Raw genomic sequence first — 21,187 nt, forward strand, 5'->3', positions numbered from 1 at the left:
CGCCGGCGCCGGTCCACTATTCCATTGACCCCGCACGGACGGCAGGTCTACCGTTTGGGCCATGAAGATCTCCGTCATCGGCACCGGGGCCGTTGGCCGCAGACTCGCGGCAGCCTTGGAGAGGGCAGGCCACGAGGTGCTGCTTGGCACCCGCGACCCGGCGCAGACCCTTGCCCGGACGGAAGCATCCGCCACGGGCGCGCCACCGCTCGGCGCCTGGCACGAAGACTATCCCAGCATCCCGTTGGTTCCGCTGTCGGAAGCCGCTACCCACGCGGCGGTTATCGTGAATGCGACCCAAGGCGCAGCATCGCTTGCGGCACTGGAGGCGGCCAGCCCCCGGGAGGGCCAGACCATCATGGATGTCTCCAATCCGTTGGACCCTTCCACCGGGTTTCCGCCGTCGCTCTCCATCTGCAACACAGACAGCCTGGCGGAGCAACTGCAGCGCAGGTTTCCCGCAGCCAAGGTGGTCAAGACATTGAACACGGTCAACAACATGCTGATGGTGGACCCGGCCCGGCTGCCGGAATCGCACACCATGTTTGTCGCCGGAGACCACACCGACGCGAAGGCGCTGGTCACGGGGCTTTTGCATCAACTGGGCTGGCCCGCCGAGGACATCCTGGATCTGGGTGGATTAGAGTCCGCGCGCGGCATGGAGATGTACTTGCCGCTGTGGCTGCGGTTGCTGGGCGCGCTGGGTCACGCTGACTTCAACATCAAGATCGTCAGGAAAGACTGAACGGCCGCGGCAATGCCGCGACCGTCCCTCCATCTAAAGCCTTACCGATGGAATATCAGCACTCCACCACGTTGACGGCGAGGCCGCCCATCGCGGTTTCCTTGTACTTGGAGCTCATGTCCTTGCCTGTTTCGCGCATGGTGATGATGACTTCGTCCAGCGAGACACGGTGCGTGCCATCGCCCCACAGCGCCATCTTGGCCGCGTTCACGGCCTTGGCGGCACCGATCGCGTTACGCTCGATGCACGGCACCTGCACGAGGCCGCCGATCGGATCGCAGGTCAGCCCCAGGTTATGCTCCATCGCGATCTCGGCCGCGTTTTCCACCTGCGCGGGGCTGCCGCCCATAACCTCGGCCAGCCCCGCGGCGGCCATCGAGGAAGCCGAACCCACTTCGCCCTGGCAACCGACCTCGGCGCCGGAAATGGACGCCTGCTCCTTATAAAGCACGCCAACGGCCCCGGCCGCCAGCAAGAACTTCACAATGACGTCTTCCTTATCGGCCTGCGTCGCCTTCTCCATGCCCGGCGCGTAGTGCGTGGCATAGAACATCACCGCGGGAATGATGCCCGCCGCGCCGTTGGTCGGCGCCGTGACAACCCGCCCGCCGGAAGCGTTCTCCTCGTTCACGGCCAGCGCAACGAGGTTCACCCATTCCTGCCAGTACTTGTGGTCCCGGTCCTTGTCTTCCTTGCGCAGCCGGTCATGCCAGTCAGGCGCACGACGGCGGACATTCAGCCCCCCGGGCAAGACACCTTCGCGCTTGATGGCGGAGTCCTTGCATTCCTCCATCACTTGCCATATATGGATCAGGCCGGCACGGATGTCCGTCTCGGAGCGCGAGGCCTTCTCGTTGAGCATCATGATGTCGCTGATGCCCAGGCCGGTGTTGCGGCAGTGTTCCAGCAGTTCCGCCGCCGTACGGAAGGGGAACGGCAGCTCCTCCTTGGAAGCATCCAGCTCCCGCGCGGCCTCGTCTTCCTCGCCCTCGCGGACAATGAAGCCGCCGCCCACGGAAAAGAACGTCGCCTCGTGAAGGACCGCGCCGGCGTCGCCGGTCACCTGGAATTTCATCCCGTTCGTGTGCCGCGGCAGCACCGTGAGCGGATGCTGCACCATGTCCTCGACTTTATAGTCCAGAACCACACCGGCCGAGCCCTCAACCTGCGAGCACAACTGCAGCTCGCCGGTCGAAGCCATGTCTGCCAGACGGGATTCGACTTCAGCCGGCAGGATCAGTTCGGGCTGGAAACCCTCCAGCCCCAGCATCACTGCCGTAAAGGTGCCGTGGCCGCGGCCGGTAGCCGCGAGGGACCCGTACAGGTCCACCCGCAGCCCGGCCACGCGGTCCAGCACACCGGTTGAAACCAGCTCCTCGGCAAAGACGGCAGCCGCACGCATCGGACCGACAGTATGCGAACTGGAGGGGCCGATGCCCACGGTAAAGAGATCGAATACGCCTACAGCCATGATGGCTCCTTAATGCCCTTCGGTTGGCTTGGTGCCGCTTCCGGTTAGAGACGATGAATAACGATGGCGGTACCTGCGGCTGTTAGGACAGCTCGCCGCCGTTCTTGGAGCTGTAATCCTCGGCCGAGAGCAGGGGACCCTCTTCCGAAACGTTGACGGTGAACAGCCAGCCCTTGCCATACGGATCCGAGTTCAGCAGGGCCGGATCGTCGATGGCGGCCTGGTTGACCTCGGTGATCTCGCCGGACACCGGTGCGTAGATGTCGGAGACGGACTTGGTGGACTCCACCTCGCCGCAGGTTTCGCCGGCCGTGATCGTGGTGCCGACCTCGGGCAGGTCAATGTAGACCACGTCGCCGAGGGCGTCAGTGGCGACCTGCGAGAGGCCGACCTTAACCGGGCTGGAAGCATCCACCCACTCGTGCTCTTCGGAGTAACGCAGGTTGGAAAGAACTGTGCTCATGGGTAGAACCTTTCGAAAGAGGGGAAAAATCAGGAAGAACAGCGGCCACCGGCAATAATCCGTAAGCGCACCGCCGCTATGAATTACGGATGTGCCTCACGAGTGGATTATTGCCGGCAGCTTCGCGGCAGGTTTGCTTACTTGTCGCGCTTGTAGAAGGGCAGTGCGACGACCTCGAACGGCTCAGGCTTGCCGCGCAGGTCAACGTCGAGCCGGGTGCCGGGTTCGATGTGCTCGACATCGACATAAGCCAGCGCTACCGGGTAACCGAGGGTGGGGCTGGGCTGGCCCGAGGTCACTTCGCCGACAGCCTGTCCGTCCTTGGAGACCGGGTAGTGCGATCGCGCGGCGCGACGGCCAAGGCCCTTCAGACCGACCAGCTTGCGCTTGGAGCCGTGTTCCTTCTGGGCTTCCAGCGCGGCACGGCCGACGAATTCGCCTTCCTTCTTCAGGGCGACGATCGGGCCGAGTCCGGCATCGTACGGGCTGACTTCCAGGGACAGCTCATTGCCATAGAGCGGCATACCGGCTTCCAGCCGCAGCGAATCGCGTGCGGCGAGGCCTGCGGGCACCAGCTCGAAGTCCTTACCTGCGGACAGCAGGGCGGACCACAGCGAAGCAGCATTCTCGTTCGGGACGTAGATCTCGAACCCGTCTTCGCCGGTGTAGCCGGTGCGGGCCAGCAGCAGCTTGAGCGGAGCACCGCTCACGGTGAAGTGGACCTCGTCCGCAGCGTAGTACTTCATCTCGGTCACCGTGGCGTGGTCGGCCGCGGCCACCAGTTGCTTCAGGATGTCCACGGAGTTGGGCCCCTGGACAGCCACCAGCGAGATGGACGCGGTGGCGTCCTCCACCGTCACATCGAAGTCCTGGGCGCGCTCGGCAAGGGCCTCGGCTACGGCCTTGGCGTTGCCGGCGTTCGGCACCACCAGGAACTTCTCCTCCGCGCGGCGGTAGCTGATCAGGTCATCGATGATCCCGCCGTCTTCGTTGCAGATCAGCGAATACTTGGCCTTGCCCACGGCGACGGCGGAAAGCCGGCTCACCAGCGCATAGTCGAGGAACTTCCCGGCGTCGGGACCGGTGACCCAGACCTCGCCCATGTGGGAGAGGTCGAACAGGCCCGCAGCCTTACGCACGGCGTGGTGCTCGGCCAGTTCGCTGTGGTATTTCAGCGGCATCTGCCAGCCCCCGAAGTCCGTGAAGGAGGCGCCAAGCTTCTGGTGCTCTTCATACAGGGCGGTGTACTGCTTCGTAGCGGTTTCAGCGCTCATGGTCTGGAACCTTCCTCTAGTTTTCGAACTCTTCGATGGGCGGGCAGGAGCAGACCAGGTTACGGTCGCCGGCGGCGCCGTCGATGCGTCCCACCGGCGCAAAGTACTTGTCCTGCTTCAGGCTCGGCACCGGGAAGACGCCCTGTTCGCGGGAGTACTTGCGGTCCCAGTCACTGCTGATGGCAGCAGCTGCGGTGTGGGGTGCCATCCGCAGCGGGCTCTCCTCGACGCTGAAATCGCCCTTGATGACCTGGTCGATCTCGCCGCGGATGGTGATCATGGCTTCGATGAAGCGCTCGATCTCGGCGAGGTCTTCGGACTCGGTCGGCTCCACCATCAACGTACCTGCCACCGGGAAGGACAGCGTGGGGGCGTGGAAACCGAAGTCGATCAGGCGCTTGGCAACATCCTCGGCAGTGACGCCGGACTTGGCGGTCAGTTCGCGCAGATCCAGGATGCATTCGTGCGCCACCAGACCGTCGTTGCCCGTGTACAGCACCGGGAAGTACTCGTTCAGGCGGGAGGCGATGTAGTTGCCAGCCAGCAGCGCGGTCTTGGTCGCGTTGGTCAGCCCTTCGCCACCCATCATGGCCACGTAGGCCCAGGAGATCGGCAGCACGCCGGCGGAACCGTACTCGGAGGCGGACACCGGAACGCCCTTGCCTTCGTGCTCGGCCAGTGCGGCGTTGCCCGGCAGGAACGGCACCAGGTGCTCGGCCACTGCCACCGGACCGACGCCGGGGCCGCCGCCGCCGTGCGGGATGCAGAAGGTCTTGTGCAGGTTCAGGTGCGATACGTCGCCACCGAACTTGCCCGGCTGTGCCAGCCCGACGAGGGCGTTGAGGTTCGCACCGTCGATGTAGACCTGGCCGCCGGCCGCATGCACGGCGTCGCAGACCTGGCGGACATCGGCGTCGTACACCCCGTGCGTGGACGGGTACGTGATCATGATGGCGGACAGGCTGTCCTTGTGCTGCTCGATCTTGGCGTTCAGATCGGCGTGGTCAATCGTGCCGTCCTGCGCCGTCGCGACAACGACAACCTTCATGCCTGCCAGCACGGCCGAGGCGGCGTTGGTGCCGTGGGCCGATGCCGGAATCAGGCAGACGTTGCGCTGCTCATCGCCGCGGGACAGGTGGTAGCGGCGGATGGCCAGCAGCCCGGCGTATTCGCCCTGGGATCCGGCGTTCGGCTGGATGGAGACGCCCGCGTAGCCGGTAATGGTGGACAGGCGTGCTTCCAGATCCTCGATCAGTTCGCGCCAGCCCTGCGTCTGGTGCGCCGGTGCGAAGGGGTGGATGGAAGCGAACTCCGGCCAGGTCATGGATTCCATCTCGGCCGTGGCGTTGAGCTTCATGGTGCAGGAGCCGAGCGGGATCATGGTGCGGTCCAGGGCCAGGTCGCGGTCCGAAAGCCGGCGCAGGTAGCGCAGCATCTGCGTTTCGGAGCGGTGGCTGTGGAAGACCGGATGCTGCATGTAGGAAGAGGTGCGCTGCATGCCCTGCTCCAGGCCGAAGCCTTCCGGCGCAGCCGACAGGCCCGCGGCGATGTCCTCGGCTGCACCGGCCACACCGAATGCCTCGGCGACAGCGGACAGGTGCTCCGCCGTCGTCGATTCGCCCGTGGAGATGCCCACGTGATCGGCATCGATGACGCGCAGGTTGATGCCCTTGGCCTCGGCGGCCTTGATGACGTCGGCGGCCTTGCCGGGGACCTTGACCGTCAGCGTGTCGAAGAAGTGCTCGCTGACCAGTTCGAGTCCGGCGCCCGTGAGGACGGAGGCGAGGGCGCGTGCCTGGTTGTTGGCGTGCTGCGCGATGGCCTTCAAACCTTCCGGCCCGTGGTAAACGCCGTACATGCCCGCGACGATGGCCAGCAGCGCCTGCGCGGTACAGATGTTGGACGTGGCCTTCTCGCGGCGGATGTGCTGTTCGCGCGTCTGCAGTGCCAGACGGTAGGCAGACATGCCGGCGTTGTCCTTGGAAACTCCCACGAGGCGGCCGGGCAGCTGGCGCTCTACGCCCTTGTGCACGGCCATGTAGGCGGCGTGAGGTCCGCCGAAGAACAGCGGAACGCCGAAGCGCTGGGTATTTCCGACGGCGATATCCGCGCCCTGCTCGCCGGGAGGCGTGATCAGGGTCAGAGCCAGCAGATCCGCGGCCACGGTGACCATGGCACCGCGTTCCTTCGCATCCGCGATCACCTTGCTGTGGTCGGCCACATGGCCGGACACGCCCGGCTGCTGCAGCACAATGCCGGAGATCTCGCCCTCGGGAAGCCCGGCGGAGAGGTCGGCCACCTCGATCTCGAAGTCCAGCGCTTCGGCGCGGCCCTTGACGATGGCGATGGTCTGCGGCAGCAGATCGGCGTCCAGTACAGTCTTGCCGTCGGCATGCTTCTTGTTGGCACGGCGCATCAGCAGCACTGCCTCGGCAACGGCGGTAGCTTCGTCCAGCAGGGAGGCATTGGCGATGTCCAAGCCGGTCAGGTCGGAAACCATGGTCTGGAAGTTCAGCAGCGCCTCAAGCCGGCCCTGGGAGATTTCCGGCTGGTACGGCGTGTAAGCGGTGTACCAGGCCGGGGATTCCACCACATTGCGGCGGATCACCGGCGGCGTGATGGTGTCGTAGTAACCCTGCCCAATCATCTGCACGGCAGTGATGTTCTTGGCGGCGAGGGCGCGCAGATCCGCGAGGACCTCGGCTTCGCTGCGGGCAGCCGGCAACTCAAGCGGCGCGCTCTGGCGGATGTCCGCCGGAACGGCCGTATCGACCAGGTCTTCGAGGCTGGTGTAGCCGAGCTGCTTGAGCATGGTCTCGGCGTCGCTGTTGCGCGGGCCGATGTGGCGCTCGGCAAATGTCGCAATGGTGGGTTGAACCGTCATGAAGGAACTCCAGTTATTGGCCGGCACGGTTGTACCAGGTGGATCGGGTTCCTCCCCGCTCTGTATTGGACCTGAGAGATTCCGCGGAAACTTTTCCAAGTTCCGCTTGCACCGTCGGTGAGCCGCGCCGTAATGGTCGACTACTTTCCAGAGTTGCCTGTCTGCGGCGGTACAGGGGCCTGAGAGATTCCTGGGGAGGTATTGCTCCTACGGCGCCCGCTGACATTCATCCAGCAGGACTCTCCCGCCGCAATTCGAAGGCAAATATGCAGTTATGACACTTTTGAAGTGCGTTCTATCTTCTTGAATGGTAGCTGGTGAGGGCGAACACAAACAAGGCGGCCGGCATTAGCCGCGCGGTTCGCGGTGCTGGACCAGTCCTTTAACGTAGGCGGCCTGCCCGGCGTGCTCCAAACAGTCATCAATGACACTGACCAGCCGGACTCCGAGGGTAACGTGCGGGTCCCAGCGCGTATCCACAATCCGGTCCAGCTCGTTTTCGGTCAGCGACCCGATGAACTCGAGGCTTTGGCGGTGCACCGCGTCGAAATACTCGGCCAGCAGGCTTCCGGATTCCACTCTGACGGCGCTGACCTGGTCCGAGGTGTGGCCGTATCCGGTTTCGTGTGTGTCCAGCGGAAGATCGAACAGTTCTGCCCAACCGCCTGAGGTCCAGCGCTGCTCCACATCCGCGACATCGGCGATGTGATCGTCCTGGATCCGGGTCAAATGCCAGATCAGCCAGGCGATCGAGTTGCCGTTTCCTCCTGGCCGTTCGGCCAGCTGGTCCGGGTCCAGTCCATCAAGCACCTCGTGGACCCGCTCCTGGATCCGGCCAAAAGCGTCTGCCAGCAGATCGTTGAACTTCATCTTCGCTCCTCGTTCGGGATTGGCGGCAACGATGCCAGCCTATGCCTACGCCCGCTGATGGTCCTCCAGATAGCACGGTTTGCTGACAATGAAAGCACCCACGGCGAGGACGATGAGCGATACGGCGAGCAGTCCGAACGATGTTGCCCACGTTCCGGTGATGTCTTTCAGCAGCCCGAAAGTCAGCGGCCCAAGGCAGGCAACCGAATAACCGATGCCTTGGGCAAAGCCGGAAAGCGCACCCGATCCGGCGGTGGTCCTGGTCCGCAGGTTGACCAGCAGCAGTGCCATGGCGAATGTACCTTGGCCCAGCCCGGCCAAGGTGATCCAGAGGATCGTGCCCGATGAAGGTGCCAGCAGCAGGCCCGCATAGCCTCCGGCGTAGCAAAGCACGAACAGGGCTGCGAGCGGGAAGGGATTGCGCATTCTGGCCGCCAGATATGGAACCAGCAAGCTGGTCGGCAGGCCGAGAATCGCGTAATAGGACAGCAAGGTGCCCCCTTGGGCCGCGTCCATGCCCGCGTCGAGCAGCAGTGGAGGCAGCCAGGTGAACATCGAGAAGGTGTTGGTGGAGGTCCCGGCAAACACCATGGCCAGCCCCCACGCCACAGGAGAGGACCAGACACGGACCTTCATGTGGGGCGCTGCGGCCGATGGGCTTTGAACGGCTTCGGTCCGCCGCGTTGCCCGCTCTCCCAGCAAGGTGGCCACCCAAGGCACCAGCGCCGCCAGACTCACACCGGCCCAGATGCCGATCGACCAGCGCCACCCGGACGTGTTTGCCAGCGGCACCGCCACCAGCGGGCTGAAAGCGGTACTCACCGCCAGCAGGGTCACGTACAGGGAAGTCACCAAGCCGATACGGTCAGGGAAGTACCGCTTGACCAGCGGCGGCATGACGATGTTGCCCAGCCCGTAGCCCACCATGGTCAGGGCGGAAAAGCCCAGGAACAGCGGCACATCGGAGGCCAGCGCCCGTCCGATCTGGCCTGACGCGGCCAGCACCAGCGAACCGAGCAGGACCGCGGGTATGTCCAGTTTTCTGATCAGTGCCGGAGTCGTGAAGCCTGCCACGGCGAAGGCAGCGGTCGGGAGCATGCCGAGAACGCCGATGGATGCAGGGCCAAAGGGCAGATCGTTGGAGATCTCCGCCAGCACGGGTGATACACCCGAGACCGCGAGACGTAGGCTCAGAGCCATGATCAGGATGCCGGCGAGGACGATCAGTCGGCGCCGGAGCAGTCCAGGAACGGACGCGGTGTCCTTCGGTACAGGCTGATCCGTGATCTGGGGTTGGTTTGTTCGAGGCACTCTGATTTCCGTTTGCAGGCAGGCTGTGGCCGGCAGATGGTGCCGGCTTCTTCACCATAGCCGTCTCGACGGCTGCCGCCTTCCCCACCTGAAGTCGGTTAACGCTCTCCGGGATCCGTGTCCCGGAAAAAGCCCTCCGGGCCTTGGGGTCCGCGTTCCGCGCGACGGCCCTCTTCCTGCCGGGCACTTTCCAAGGTGCGATCCACCAGTTGCCGCCAGGGGCCGGTTACGTCTTGCTCCGGAAGGGAAGCCTCCCGTTCGCCGGCGCTGATCCAGTACATATAGCGGTCCGGCTGGTTCTGCGTCTGCGGGACATCGTCCCAAGGGCAGGATTCAATGATGGGCAGCCACTCGTCACGCAGTTCGGGCTGGCCCACTTCAACTGCCCAGCGCCTCGTCAGACCCGCGAATCCGCCGGTGCGCTTGACGCTGATCCTCATTCCAAGACGCCCACCTCAGTCCAGGCCGCCGTTACGGCCTTGAGTTCCTCTGAATCCTTACCGTAGCGGCTTTCGGCCGCACTTTCAGTAGCTGCCGCGAAACCTGCAAAGTCAGTATCCACCCCCACTTCGGTACCAGTGATCGTGTCGTACCAAATCAGGCCTGCTCGTTCCCAGGCGTTTCCGCCCAAAATCGAAGCCAGCCGGTAGAAGGCATGGTTGGGAATGCCTGAATTCAAGTGCACTCCCCCGTTGTCGTCTGTGGTGTCGATATAGTCCGCCATGGTGGCAGGCTGCGGATCCTTGCCCAGCACGTCGTCGTCGTACGCAGTACCTGGAGCCTTCAGCGAGCGCAAGCCGTCGCCACTGACTTGGTCCGTGAACAAGCCTTCGCCGATCAGCCAGCTCGCCTGGTCCGCACTGTGCCCGAGCTTGTACTGCTCCACGAGGGCAGCGAAGACGTCAGAGATTGACTCGTTCAGCGCGCCGGGCTGGCCCTGGTAGACCAGGTTGGTGGTGTGTTGCGTGATGCCGTGGGTCAGCTCATGCCCGATGACGGACAGCGATTTGGTGAAGCGCTGGAAGACCCGCCCGTCGCCGTCGCCGAAAACCATCCGCGTGCCGTTCCAGAACGCGTTGTCATAGTCCTCGCCATAGTGGACTGTGGCGCGAAGGATTCCACCCCGGCCATCCAGCGCATTTCGTTGGTAGGCGTCAGCGAAAAGCTCGAAGGTGGACCCCAGCCCGTCGTAGGCTTCGTTGACCGCGACGTCTTCAACGGGGCCGTCTCCCTCGCCGCGCACGCGGACGCCGGGCAGCCGTTCCATGTTCTGGGCGTCATTGATCTGCCGGGTGGGATTCAGCCCTGTGGCCCGGATCCGCTGCGACGGCAGGAGAGTGGGCAGGGCCGGCATCTGCGCACGTTTGACGTTACGGTTCCGGCGCATGGCTGCATCCCGGGTCAGGGCACGCTGGGCAGCTTCAGCCACGGGCAGCAGGGACTGGTCATCCAACCGGGCGAGCCGTCGGAGCAGGTACGGCGGAACAATAGAGCAGAACATGTGGACCTCCTTGCGTTCCTCCAAGCCTATGGTCCGGGTGTGACAACGTGTGGCAGCCACGGCATACGGATATTCGTGCTCCATGCCTGCCCGCTGCCCTGTCGGCGGATACGCTAAGGAAATGCCTGAGTCTGCCTCCGCGCGCAAAAGAATGCCAACTTGGGCGATAATCGCCGTCTTGTGCCTGTCAGGAACAACGGTCTCGCTCCAACAGACAATGGTCATCCCGCTGCTGCCGGAGTTCGCGCAACTGCTCACTGTATCCATCGACGATGTGTCCTGGCTGGTCACCGCCACTTTGCTGACCTCTGCCGTCGCGACACCGATCGTGGCCAGGCTGGCGGATATGTTCGGCAAGCGGCTGATGATGCTGGTCTGCATCATCCTGATGACAGCCGGTTCCGTGGTGGCCGCGCTCGGCGGGGACTTCGCCACCATAGTTGTTGGCCGTGCCCTGCAGGGGTTCTCCTCTGCGTTGATCCCGGTAGGCATCAGCATCATGCGCGACGAGCTCCCGCGGGAGAAGGTTGGCAGCGCGATTGCCCTGATGAGCGCCACGCTGGGCATCGGCGGCGCCCTCGGCCTGCCCCTGGGCGGAACCCTTTACCAGCAGGCCGGCTGGGAATCGGTGTTCTGGCTTTCCGCCGTCGTTGGGGTGGCCATTCTCGCCGCGGTCTACCTGGTGGTCTCGGAATCCGAGGTGCGGACCCGCGGCCGGTTCGATTTCCTCGGCGCCATCATGCTCTCCATCGCGCTGACTTCGCTCCTGCTGGCCATTTCCAAGGGTGGCACCTGGGGCTGGGGCGACGAGCTGACCATAGCGCTGTTCATCCTGACGATTGTGGTCCTGGCGGTCTGGATTCCGTATTCGCTGAAGGTCAGCCAGCCGCTGGTCGACCTGCGCACTTCGTCCCGCCGGCCGGTGCTGCTGACCAACATTGCCTCCGTCCTGGTGGGCTTTGCCCTGTTCGCCAACATGCTGCTGAGCACCCAGCAGCTGCAGCTGCCCGCTTCCGTGCCGCACGGGTTCGGGCTCGACCCGGTCACCGCCGGCCTGGCAATGGTTCCGTCCGGGCTGGCCATGGTCGCCTTCTCCCCCGTATCCGGCGCCATGATCAACCGTTTCGGCGGCAAGACTACGCTGATTGCCGGTTCCGCGATCATGGCCGTGGGGTACGTAGGCCGCGTCTTCGTCAGCGACTCGGTGGCCGCAATCATTATCGGCTCCACCGTTGTCAGCGTCGGCTCCGCGGTGGCCTACGCTGCGATGCCGAGCCTGATCATGGCCAATGTGCCGATCACCGAGACGGCCTCCGCCAACGGCCTCAACGCGCTGCTGCGCGCTATCGGCACCTCGACATCCAGCGCCGCCGTTGCAGCCGTCCTGGCGTCGGTCACGGTTAGCGTCAACGGGGGTGAACTGCCGGCCATGGAGGCTTTCCAGGACGTGTTCTGGATTGCTGCCGTGGCCTCGCTCGTCGCCTGTGCCGTGGTGTGGTTCGTGCCCCGGTACGAGGCGGTGCCTGCGGCCGAAGGCGTTCCGGTCGAGACCGCCGCCCTCGCCGTTACCCAGGCCGGCAACAGCGCGGAAACCGTGGTGCACGGGCGTGTGCTGCACACTGACGACCAGCCCATTCCGCACGCGGTTGTTACCGTCATGAAGACCTCCGGCGAGCCCGTGGACTGGAGCAGGGCGGATAACGACGGCGGGTTCTCCCTGGCGCTGCCAGGACCCGGCGAGTATCTGGTCGTGGCCAATGCGGACGGCTGGGTTCCCACCTCCAAGGTGGTCAGGTTCACCGGTACCGAACGCGATGCGCAGATCCGGCTGACGCAGCGGCTGACCGTCACGGGCTGGGTGCTTCGGGGCGGGGCCGCGCTGCCTGGCGCACTGGTCGCGCTCAGCGCACACACGGGCGAGTACATCGCCTCCACCAAAACCAACGACGCCGGCCGCTATGAGTTGCGCCTTCCACCCACCGGCCGCTATGTGGTCACCGTTGTCGAACCCGACACGCAGTACACCCAGTCCCGGAAGCTGGTCATGACGGCCGAATCCTCCGTAGTTAATTTCGACCTGGTCGGCAAGGCCAGGGAAACCACGCTTTAGCCGGAAGTTGCTTCGCCCGGGCTTGCCGGCCTACATGTCCCCGGTCCGCAGCTCCTCGGTCAGAATCCAGAAGACCTGCCGCAACCGCTGGACGGCCGCGTCCGGTTCCTGCCGGCGCAGCAGCGCAACTGCCTCCTTCCACCCGTCGGTCCAGATGAAATAGAGTTCCTCCCGCTGGTAGAGGAAAAGGCGGCCCAGGGAACGGGCCAGCACATGCTCATTCACAGCACGCAGCTCATCGTGGTCCGCCGCATCAAGGATAATGTCGATCAGCTCCCGCAACGTGGTGTGGGCGGCCAGCATGTCCCCGGCTTGGAGCTCGCTTTCCAGCCGATCGGCGGCTGCCGTCATGACCTCGACATCGTCCTCGCCCAGCCGCGCGGCTGCGCGTTCGAAGACCGCCACCAGGACAACTCCCAGCACATCCAGCAGCTGGACCGCATGAAGCTCGTTGAGCACGGCCACCCGGCGCCGCTTGTTCGGCAGGCTTTCGATCAGGCCCTCGGTGATCAGCTCCGTCACCGCTTCCCGGACCGGCGTAATACTCACTCCCAGCCGCTCGGCCAGCTCGGCATCCTTGACCGGCGCCCCCGGCGGAAGCTCACCGGCCAGGATTTCGTCTCGCAGTTGCCGTGAGATTGCCGCCCGTCGCGTCGCGGGAACGTCACTGCCCATGAAGGCCTCCTCGTCATCGTCGGCTGCCAATGGAAACGTCACATATGGGTAATATGGCGCATTTGTTGGCATCAATGCATTCTTCATCCTAACCTTATGAGACCTGCATCACAGCGTCGTGGGGCAGGGTCAAACTTCATTTCAGATGGGTGTTCGGCCCGGGGCGGGGTTGGATGGACTTTGCCCCTGACGCTCCGGACGGGACCAGCATGAACAAAAAATACTCGGCGTCGGCAGAAGCCAACAGCCGACACCCCCAGGACTGGGGCCGCGCGATGGCTGCGGCCATGACGGACCTGGTGGAACAACGCCGCGAAGACGGCGGGCGGGTGGACCACGAAGACCTGTACGGCGAAGACCTGCACTTGGTCATCGGGGCCGTCCGCGACGGCGTCGAAATCACGCTTACTTGGCAGCCCGAAGGCGAGCCGGAGGACGACAGCTACCGCCGCAACGGCTAGCCGCCCTGCGGACGCCGCACGATCCTGCCGAGCGCATACGGCGTCCGCACTACCAGGGAGGGATTGAGCACCTGGTGCTGCTGCGGCCCCTCGTGCGCCGGCCTGCCGGCCAGCACGTGGGAGAGCACCGCGATGATGCGCCGCGCGGCGTCGGCTACGGGCGGGGCCACACTGCTCAGGCCCACGGCAGCGGCAACCGGAGTGTCATCAAAACCGACGACGGCGGGTTCCTGCTCCGGCGGCAACACCGCCCGCAGCTGGGCGAAAGCACCCAAAGCCAGCGAATCGCTGGCACAGACCAGCGCGGTGACCCCCCTCGCCAGCAGGCCGTCAACCGCCGAGGCGCCCGCCGCTACGTCGTCGTCCGTTGCCGTGCTCAGCTCGTTCAGGCTTTCGCCGACGCCGGCCGCTTCCATGGCACGGTGCCAGCCGGCCCGCCGGTCGTCCCCCAGGCCTTCGTCCGGCCGCCAGCCCAGGAAGCCAATCCGCCGGTGGCCCTGCTCAAGCAGGAACGCGGTGGCACTCTCGGTGCCGGCAGCGCCATCGATATCCACCCACGGATGGGCCGAGGCAAAGGGATCCGCCGTTCGGCTCCAAGGCCGGCCGAAGGCGGCGAAGGGAACAGCATGCTCCTGCAACCAGGCTGTCCGCGGGTCCCCGGCATGGGTGCCAGTCAGCACAAAGCCATCCAGATCCGCCACGTGCAGCAGCTCGTCGATGTGGCGGATTTCTTCCTCGTCATCACGCGCACTGTATAGCGTCAGACGGTAGCCCGCGTCCTGGGCGGCTTCCGTGAGTGCGTGGAGAAAGCGGTCCTGCACCGCGCCGTTGATGCCATCAGTAACGGGCGTCAACCGCAGGCCCAGGTCCATCGACCGGCGCGTGCGCAGCTGGCGGGCAGCCGCACTGGGACGGTACCCGCTCTCCCGGACTGCCTGGAGAACCCGTTCGCGGGTGGCAGGCTTCACCCGCTGCGGTGCGTTGAGCACGTTGGACACTGTCTGGCGGGAGACCCCGATGGACTCGGCAAGACTGACCAGAGTGGGCTTCTTCTGTGTCATCGGGTCCCTTTTCTGCGGACTTCCGCGCTGGCTAACGCCGGCGTCCGTGCTGGCCGCTACCTAACCGCCGAGGACGGGTGTTGCATCGGAGGGGGTATCTGCCAAGATGTAAACACCACAGTATGAACGTTCAAATGAGGTGTCAATGACCAACGGGGAATGCCCAGCAGCTCCCTTGAGGAGCCTCCCGCCACCGCAGCAGCACCGGCACGAGGCCGGCAAGTACACGCTAAACAAGGAGCAGCCATGGCTTTCCAGCAGCCCTACCTGCACGATCTCACCGGCGTTTTCACCGCGCCTATCCAGGTCTGGAGTGACCAGCACGGCCAGATCCGCGGCGAGGGTGCCCAGGGTGCCTATTGCGGGGATGACAGGGTTCTGGCGCGGGCCGTCCTCACTGTCAATGGCCACGAACCGGAATGGGTATCCACCCAACTGAAGTCCACCGAGCATGTGGACTTCATCCATTTCATCCGCGTTCCCGCCAACGTCGCCGATCCCTTAGTGTCCATCATCCGAAGCCGCTCGGTTGATACCGGACGGCTCGCCGAGGCCCTGACGTTCAAGTCCGTACTGGACGAACCGGTGACGCTGGACGTGAAGATGGAACTGGTCGCAGACGCCCTCCCGATGGACCAGATCAAAGCAGGCCTGGCCCTGGCTGCAGGATCCGTGGCGCCGGAAGACCGCCGCTGGCGCTGGCGGGGCCAGGACACCAGCGCGGAGCTGACGGCGGAGGGGGCCGAACTGGCCTTCATGGGTAGCCAGGTAGTGCTCGGCTGGCGTATCACGCTCCAGCCGGGAGACGCCGTCGAGCTTGGCTGGTCGCTGGCCGTGTCAGACAAGGGCGCGCCGATGATTGCCGCCGGCGGTCAGCCGCTGCGGACTCCGTCCGTGGCAGGCGACCCGCGCCTCATGCGACTGATGACGCGCTCGATCAGCGACCTGAACAGCCTGCGGATCGCGGACCGGGAGCGTCCGGCCCACGCATTCCTTGCCGCGGGCGCGCCGTGGCACCTGACCATGTTCGGCCGGGACGCCCTGATGGCTGCGCGTATGCTGTTGCCGATCGATGCCGCCACCGCCGCGGGAACCCTGCGGGCTTTGGCGGGACGGCAGGGTACGGACGTGGTGCCGGAAACGGGTGAGGAACCCGGCAAGATCCTGCGCGAAGTCCGCCGCAGCACCTTCATCATGGGTCCAGGCGGCACGGTCATCGCGGTGCCGCCTCTCCACTACGGCAACATCGATGCCACCCCGCTGTGGATCATCCTGCTCCATGACGCCTGGCACTCGGGGATGCCGGAGGCCGACGTCAAGGCACTGCTGCCGCACCTCGAGGACGCCCTCGGCTGGATGCAGCACTACGGCGATTCCGACGGCGATGGTTTCCTTGAGTACGCCGGCACTCCCGGCAGCGAGCTGGCTGATCATGGCTGGAAAGATACCGCTGGCTCGATCCGCTGGCACGACGGCACACCGGCGGCAGGACCGGTCGCGCTGGCTGAGGTGCAGGGATATGCACATGAAGCCGCTACCGTCGGGGCCGAGATGCTGGACCACTTCGGCCGGCCGGGCTCGGGCGAATGGCGGGCCTTTGCCTCCGATCTCGCTGACCGCTTCCGGGAGAAGTTCTGGTGCACCGACGACGCCGGCCCCTATCCTGCGATCGCCCTGGACGCGGACAAGAAACCGGTGGACTCCATCGCTTCCAACATGGGGCACTTGCTCGGCACCGGCTTGCTGAACGCAGACGAAAAGGCCGCCGTTGTGACCCGGTTGATGGATCCTTCGATGTTCTCCGGCTACGGCATCCGGACCCTGTCCACCACCAATGGCGGCTACTGGCCCACCCGGTACCACGCCGGCTCCGTGTGGACCCACGACAGCGCCTGGATTCTGCTGGGCATGCTCAAAGACGGTTTCGAAGACGAGGCGGCAAAAGTTGCCAGCGGCATGCTGGACGCGGCCGAAGGTTTTGACTGGCGGCTGCCGGAGCTGTTTTCCGGCGATCCGGCCGACCGGAGGTGGCCGCCCGTGCCGTACCCGGCGGCGTGCCGTCCGCAGGCGTGGGCCGCGGCATCAGCGGTGCCGATCGCACAGGCACTGCGCGGCTTCAACGTCCTTGGCTAGCTGGCTGATGTCGCATGCCACGATTCTGGTCTGCCGCGCAGTCCACGCTGATGTGCCGGCGGGCTTTGCCGCCGGCACATCAGTTTATGGATAGGTTATTCAGGATGCACTGGGACCGGTAGGCCAGCGCAGCAGCGCGGCCACCTTGGTCCCTTCCGACAACACACCCGAGGGCACGAGGGAAACCTTCGCGTCCGTCAGGGCTGCGGCCCGCACCATGGCTGCCGGCGCCGGAATGGTTCCGAGCACCCGGCCGTCCAGCGCGTTGGCCTTCTCCGTGGCGATCCACGGTTCCTTGTCCAGCGCCAACGCTTCATGGTCGCCGAGCGCGGCGTCTTCGAGGATCAGCCGTTCCACCTGGGCCTGTTGCAGTGCCGTTACCACATTGCCGTAGCCGGTTGTGGACTCCGGGTTGTGCTGGCCCTGCTGCATTTCCAGCCGGCTCAGAATTTCCTGCTGCTGCTGCGCCCAGACCTCTGCCACCAGCCGGGAGACTTCCTCCTGGAAAACTTTCTGGTCCGCGCCGCCGGTGCGGGTATGCGAATCCACCGTTGCTTCGATGGACCGGCTCGCTTCGGAGAGCTGGTTGACCACTAGTTCGCGTGCCCGGATGTCGCCGGCGACGACAAGCAGCCGGGGCCGGCAGGTACTGACAACGCGGTCAATGGCACCGGCGATCTCGTCCGCGTTCTTGCGCCAGATCTCTTCCGTTCGGTGCTGGCGCCTGCCTTGCTCCCAACCGCCGGTGGGAACCTTCTTCAGGTTTTCCTTCGAACCTTCAACGGCATGCTCCTCGGCCACCCCGTTGCGGCGGGCATACTGCAGCCGGATCTCGCCGCCGTCGCGTCCCACTTCGGCTACTACGTAGGGAAAGTCATCCCCGCGCTGCTTCATCAGCGGAACCAAATCCGGCACGCTGTCCACGGAGATCTTCTCCGGTCCCGCCAGCGGGCCGGGCAGGATCTCATTGACTTCAATATTGCCGTCGCGGACCAGCACAAAGCGGCTGACGGGGGAGGGCACGCCCGTTGCCGGGGAAATCGCTTCCTCGACGGCCTTCAGGTCCTGCTTGGAAATGCCTTGGCCCGAGAGAACTTCGCGGACCCGGTCCGGCAGGACGTCCCCGGCCCGCAAGGTGTCCACAGTGCCGGTACTGGCGTCAACATAAACGGTGGTCCACGGTCCGCTCTTTTTGAACAGTTCCGCGTAGGTATTGAGCTGCTCGGCCATTAGCGGTCTCCACCATCCTTTTCTGCCCTGTCAGCTTTGCCCTGCTGGGCATTTCTGATGGCGGAATCGTTCCGTATCGCATCGAGCACTTCGGGACTGTCCGTCTCGTCCGGGAAGGGTTCTGTCTCGCGGAATTCTTCTGCGTGTCCTGGTTTGCTGCCCTGGATCAGACCTTGGTCTTCATGTTTCATCTGGTCGTCCAGTTCGGAACCGTGCTTATTACTGCCCCGCTCTACCATGGTGATCTCCTTCCCACGCGGCATACCGCGCGCTGTATCGATCGGTAATCCTCACCGTAGCACCGGCTCCAACCCCGTGGAAGGGCCCGTCCCACAACCACAGGACCGTAGACAGAATCGGCAGAAAACGCCCGCGGCATGCCATGTTCCGGGCGGAAATGCGCGCCTGTGGAGGGACAATGTCGGGGTCGAAACCGGGAGCATGCGCCCGGCGCCCTGGCCACCTGCAGCCAGGACAACGACGGCGGCACGTTGCGCCGTCATTGTTTGGCATGCGGTGTTAGACGCCACTGCCCCAGGCCTCGGCCAGCAGCCGGTAGGAGTCTTCGCGTACCTGCCGGTCATAGGCGTAGGTGACGACCATCAGCTCATTGACGCCGGTGGCCTCGACCAGTTCGCGGAGCCCGGCTCTGACCGAATCAGCGGTTCCGACCGCCCCTGCGGAAAGCCGTGCCTGCACCATTGCGGCCTCACGCGGATCCCAGTCCACCATGGCGTCCGCCCGCGGCGGCCGGACCGGACGGCGTCCGCCGGTGATGATGTCCCGGACCACCTGCTGGTGAGAGGAGAACTGGAACGCGGCTTCCTCGGCGGACTCCCCCACCAGCACGTTCACTCCGGCGATCACGTACGGCTGGTCAAGCTGGGCAGTTTCGGCGTCGGGATCGAAGTACTGCTTGTAGACGGCGATAGCCTCATGCAGCGATTCCGGCGCGAAGTGCGAAGCCACGGCAAAGGGCAGGCCCAGCTGGCCGGCGACGGCCGCCCCGGAGGTTGAGGAGCCCAGCACGCACATGGGCACCTGGGCATCCCGGGCGGTGAGGGCACGCACGGCCAGGCCCTCCTGTGAGCCGAAGAAGGCCTGCAGCTCCACGATTTCGCCGGCAAAGGCCTGACCGGAGGAGTCGCCGCGGCGGAGCATGGCGGCGGTGCGCGGATCGGTCCCCGGCGCCCGGCCCAGTCCGAGGTCGATCCGGCCCGGATACATCCGGGCCAAGGTGCCGAACTGCTCGGCGACTACAAGGGGCACATGGTTGGGCAGCATGACACCGCCGGAACCGACCCGGATTCGGGACGTGCGCGAGGCAGCGAGACTGATCAGCAGGGCGGTTGCGTTGCTGACTACGCCTTCGTTGTTGTGGTGTTCGGCAAACCAGTAACGCCGGTACCCAGCGGCGTCGGCAACCTCGGCCAGCCGGGCGCTGGTGTCGATGGCCCCCGCCACGCTCTGGCCTTGGGAAACCGGGGCCAGATCCAGCACGGAGAGAGGGACATCGGAACGGAGGGCAAAGGCGTCAGTCACCCGGCGATCTTACCGGCGGAACCAATCGGCCGGGTGCTGCCCGCCGCTGCTGTTACAGCGAATTACCGGGCCAGGTACTCCTTGTGCTGCCGGTGCGCCTCGGCCACCTGGGCACGGATCCGGTCCACGTCCTTGGCCTTGTTCCGGTACTTCGGCTCCATGTGTTCGATCTGCCGCTCTTCCTCCCGCAGCGCGTTGTAGATGCGCTCGCGCTCCGCAGGGTCTGCGGTGTAGCTGAGATCCAAGTAGTTGACTGCATGCCGGCGTGCATTGTTGATCGCGGTCTGGGCCTTGCCGGCCTTGCTCAGCAGCGACGCCACGATGGTCACGACCAGCACACCGATAATGACCGTCAGGGACAGGCCAGTGGAAATCTCTACGACCGGAACCGGCTGGCCGCCGTTGACGAACGGCAGGTTGTTTTCGTGCAGGGCGTGCAGGATGAGTTTGACCCCGATGAAGGCGAGGATCGCGGCCAGGCCGTAGGACAGGTAGATCAGCCGGTCCAGCAGGCCGTCGATCAGGAAGTACAGCTGGCGCAGGCCCATCAGCGAGAACGCCGTGGCGGTGAAGACGATGTACACGTTCTGCGTCAGGCCGAAGATTGCCGGAATCGAGTCCAGCGCAAACAGGATGTCCGTACCGCCGATGGCCACCATGACCAGCAGCATCGGGGTCAGGACCTTCTTGCCGTTCTCCATGGTGAACAGCTTGTCGCCGTCGTAATCCTCGGAAGTGTGGAAGAACTTGCGGGCCAGCCGGATCATGAAGTTATCGGCTTCGCCGCCGCCGTGGTCGGGCTTGATCAGGTTGCCCGCGGTGATCAGCAGGATCAGGCCGAAGGCGTAGAACACCCAGGCAAAGGAGTTGATCAGCGCTGCCCCGAGGAAGATGAAGCCGGTGCGGGCAATGAGCGAGAACACGATGCCGAACAGCAGCACCTTCTGCTGGTCCTCGCGCGGGACGCGGAAGCTGGCGATGATGATCAGGAAGACAAACAGGTTGTCCACCGAGAGCGCCTTCTCCGTGATGTATCCGGCGAAATACTCCGAGCCCATAGCGGTGCCGCCGTAGACCAGGACGAGAATGCCGAAGATGATGGCGATGCCCACGTAGATGGCGGACCAGATGGCCGCTTCCTTCAGCTGGGGAACGTGTGCTTTGCGGATGTGGAAGAAGTAGTCAAAAGCCAGCAAGGCCAGGATGACCACTATGGTGATGCCCCAGATCAGGGGAGAAACAGTCAAGGTATTCCTGCTTTCGTAAGGTGGGTAGCAGTGAGCCGAGTAAGTCTCTCCGCCTCACCTATCGGCTGGCCGCTGCACCCGGCGAGGCATCGGTGCCTGACGTGTTGACGTGTGCAGCGCTTGGAATACTCCCTTACGCATTTTTCATTCTAGCGTCGGTTTCTACAGGAGACGAATCCTTGGCCGGCGCCGCTGGGGCGATTCTTGTT

The 21,187-nt window shown here is 64.7% G+C and carries 18 protein-coding genes and 2 riboswitches; of the genes, 4 read left to right on the forward strand and 14 right to left on the reverse strand.

What is annotated here, in order from left to right; genetic code table 11:
- Positions 1-61 precede the first annotated feature (61 nt).
- On the forward strand, positions 62-745 hold the full coding sequence (locus tag J5251_RS00470; RefSeq protein WP_208574927.1) for an NADPH-dependent F420 reductase: 684 nt from the start codon (positions 62-64) through the stop codon (positions 743-745).
- A gap of 55 nt (positions 746-800) precedes the next feature.
- On the opposite strand, the gene J5251_RS00475 is transcribed toward J5251_RS00470, so the two are convergent.
- The 8 genes from J5251_RS00475 to J5251_RS00510 all read right to left on the reverse strand — a co-directional run bounded on the left by J5251_RS00475 (position 801) and on the right by J5251_RS00510 (position 10,519).
- Entirely contained in the window at positions 801-2,216 is a 1,416-nt protein-coding gene (locus J5251_RS00475; RefSeq protein ID WP_208574928.1) for an L-serine ammonia-lyase, read from the reverse strand.
- 82 nt (positions 2,217-2,298) lie between these two features.
- Positions 2,299-2,679 (reverse strand): glycine cleavage system protein GcvH, encoded by a 381-nt coding sequence (gene gcvH / locus J5251_RS00480; protein ID WP_139004451.1) that lies wholly within the window; start codon positions 2,677-2,679, stop codon positions 2,299-2,301.
- Between the two features lie 137 nt (positions 2,680-2,816).
- Positions 2,817-3,953, reverse strand: coding sequence for a glycine cleavage system aminomethyltransferase GcvT (gene gcvT / locus J5251_RS00485; protein ID WP_208574929.1), 1,137 nt, complete (start codon positions 3,951-3,953; stop codon positions 2,817-2,819).
- A gap of 16 nt (positions 3,954-3,969) precedes the next feature.
- Positions 3,970-6,837: an aminomethyl-transferring glycine dehydrogenase gene (gene gcvP / locus J5251_RS00490; RefSeq protein WP_208574930.1), complete on the reverse strand. Its 2,868-nt coding sequence runs from the start codon at positions 6,835-6,837 to the stop codon at positions 3,970-3,972.
- Between the two features lie 50 nt (positions 6,838-6,887).
- Positions 6,888-6,994: riboswitch (glycine riboswitch) on the reverse strand.
- Positions 6,995-7,094, reverse strand: a riboswitch (glycine riboswitch).
- 91 nt (positions 7,095-7,185) lie between these two features.
- Positions 7,186-7,707: a mycothiol transferase gene (locus tag J5251_RS00495; protein ID WP_139004448.1), complete on the reverse strand. Its 522-nt coding sequence runs from the start codon at positions 7,705-7,707 to the stop codon at positions 7,186-7,188.
- A gap of 45 nt (positions 7,708-7,752) precedes the next feature.
- Complete coding sequence (locus J5251_RS00500; protein WP_208574931.1) at positions 7,753-9,018, reverse strand: MFS transporter; 1,266 nt, start codon at positions 9,016-9,018, stop codon at positions 7,753-7,755.
- Between the two features lie 98 nt (positions 9,019-9,116).
- A complete protein-coding gene (locus tag J5251_RS00505; protein WP_208574932.1) occupies positions 9,117-9,458 on the reverse strand; it encodes a protealysin inhibitor emfourin in 342 nt (113 codons plus the stop codon).
- Positions 9,455-10,519, reverse strand: a complete 1,065-nt coding sequence (locus J5251_RS00510) for a M4 family metallopeptidase (RefSeq protein ID WP_139004446.1) — start codon at positions 10,517-10,519, stop codon at positions 9,455-9,457. The genes J5251_RS00505 and J5251_RS00510 overlap by 4 nt, the downstream gene beginning before the upstream one ends.
- Positions 10,520-10,640: 121 nt before the next feature.
- Here J5251_RS00510 and J5251_RS00515 point away from each other — a divergent pair, with 121 nt between their 5' ends.
- Positions 10,641-12,629 carry an MFS transporter gene (locus tag J5251_RS00515; RefSeq protein WP_208574933.1) on the forward strand — a complete coding sequence of 663 codons (1,989 nt, stop codon included), beginning with the start codon at positions 10,641-10,643 and terminating at the stop codon, positions 12,627-12,629.
- A 30-nt stretch (positions 12,630-12,659) separates the two neighbouring features.
- On the opposite strand, the gene J5251_RS00520 is transcribed toward J5251_RS00515, so the two are convergent.
- The gene (locus tag J5251_RS00520) at positions 12,660-13,304 is read right to left on the reverse strand and encodes a GntR family transcriptional regulator (protein ID WP_208574934.1); all 645 of its coding nucleotides are present in this window, start codon (positions 13,302-13,304) and stop codon (positions 12,660-12,662) included.
- A 209-nt stretch (positions 13,305-13,513) separates the two neighbouring features.
- On the opposite strand from J5251_RS00520, the gene J5251_RS00525 reads away from it, so the two are divergent.
- On the forward strand, positions 13,514-13,765 hold the full coding sequence (locus J5251_RS00525; RefSeq protein WP_139004444.1) for a hypothetical protein: 252 nt from the start codon (positions 13,514-13,516) through the stop codon (positions 13,763-13,765).
- Here J5251_RS00525 and J5251_RS00530 read toward each other — a convergent pair.
- Positions 13,762-14,826 carry a LacI family DNA-binding transcriptional regulator gene (locus J5251_RS00530; RefSeq protein ID WP_208574935.1) on the reverse strand — a complete coding sequence of 355 codons (1,065 nt, stop codon included), beginning with the start codon at positions 14,824-14,826 and terminating at the stop codon, positions 13,762-13,764. The genes J5251_RS00525 and J5251_RS00530 overlap by 4 nt on opposite strands.
- Positions 14,827-15,072: 246 nt before the next feature.
- Between J5251_RS00530 and J5251_RS00535 the strand changes: the two genes are divergently transcribed.
- Positions 15,073-16,959, forward strand: coding sequence for a glycogen debranching N-terminal domain-containing protein (locus tag J5251_RS00535; RefSeq protein ID WP_208574936.1), 1,887 nt, complete (start codon positions 15,073-15,075; stop codon positions 16,957-16,959).
- A gap of 99 nt (positions 16,960-17,058) precedes the next feature.
- Here J5251_RS00535 and J5251_RS00540 read toward each other — a convergent pair whose 3' ends face one another.
- From J5251_RS00540 to J5251_RS00555, 4 genes are all read right to left on the reverse strand, one after another.
- A complete protein-coding gene (locus J5251_RS00540; protein WP_208574937.1) occupies positions 17,059-18,189 on the reverse strand; it encodes a Vms1/Ankzf1 family peptidyl-tRNA hydrolase in 1,131 nt (376 codons plus the stop codon).
- A complete protein-coding gene (locus J5251_RS00545; protein WP_139004440.1) occupies positions 18,189-18,428 on the reverse strand; it encodes a hypothetical protein in 240 nt (79 codons plus the stop codon). The genes J5251_RS00540 and J5251_RS00545 overlap by 1 nt, the downstream gene beginning before the upstream one ends.
- Positions 18,429-18,708: 280 nt before the next feature.
- Positions 18,709-19,731 carry an LLM class flavin-dependent oxidoreductase gene (locus J5251_RS00550; RefSeq protein ID WP_208574938.1) on the reverse strand — a complete coding sequence of 341 codons (1,023 nt, stop codon included), beginning with the start codon at positions 19,729-19,731 and terminating at the stop codon, positions 18,709-18,711.
- Positions 19,732-19,793: 62 nt separating this feature from the next.
- Positions 19,794-20,978, reverse strand: coding sequence for a TerC family protein (locus J5251_RS00555; RefSeq protein ID WP_139004438.1), 1,185 nt, complete (start codon positions 20,976-20,978; stop codon positions 19,794-19,796).
- Positions 20,979-21,187: the final 209 nt, after the last annotated feature.

Origin of the sequence: Arthrobacter crystallopoietes (genome assembly GCF_017603825.1) — a bacterium.
In the GTDB taxonomy this organism is placed as follows: domain Bacteria; phylum Actinomycetota; class Actinomycetes; order Actinomycetales; family Micrococcaceae; genus Crystallibacter; species Crystallibacter crystallopoietes_B.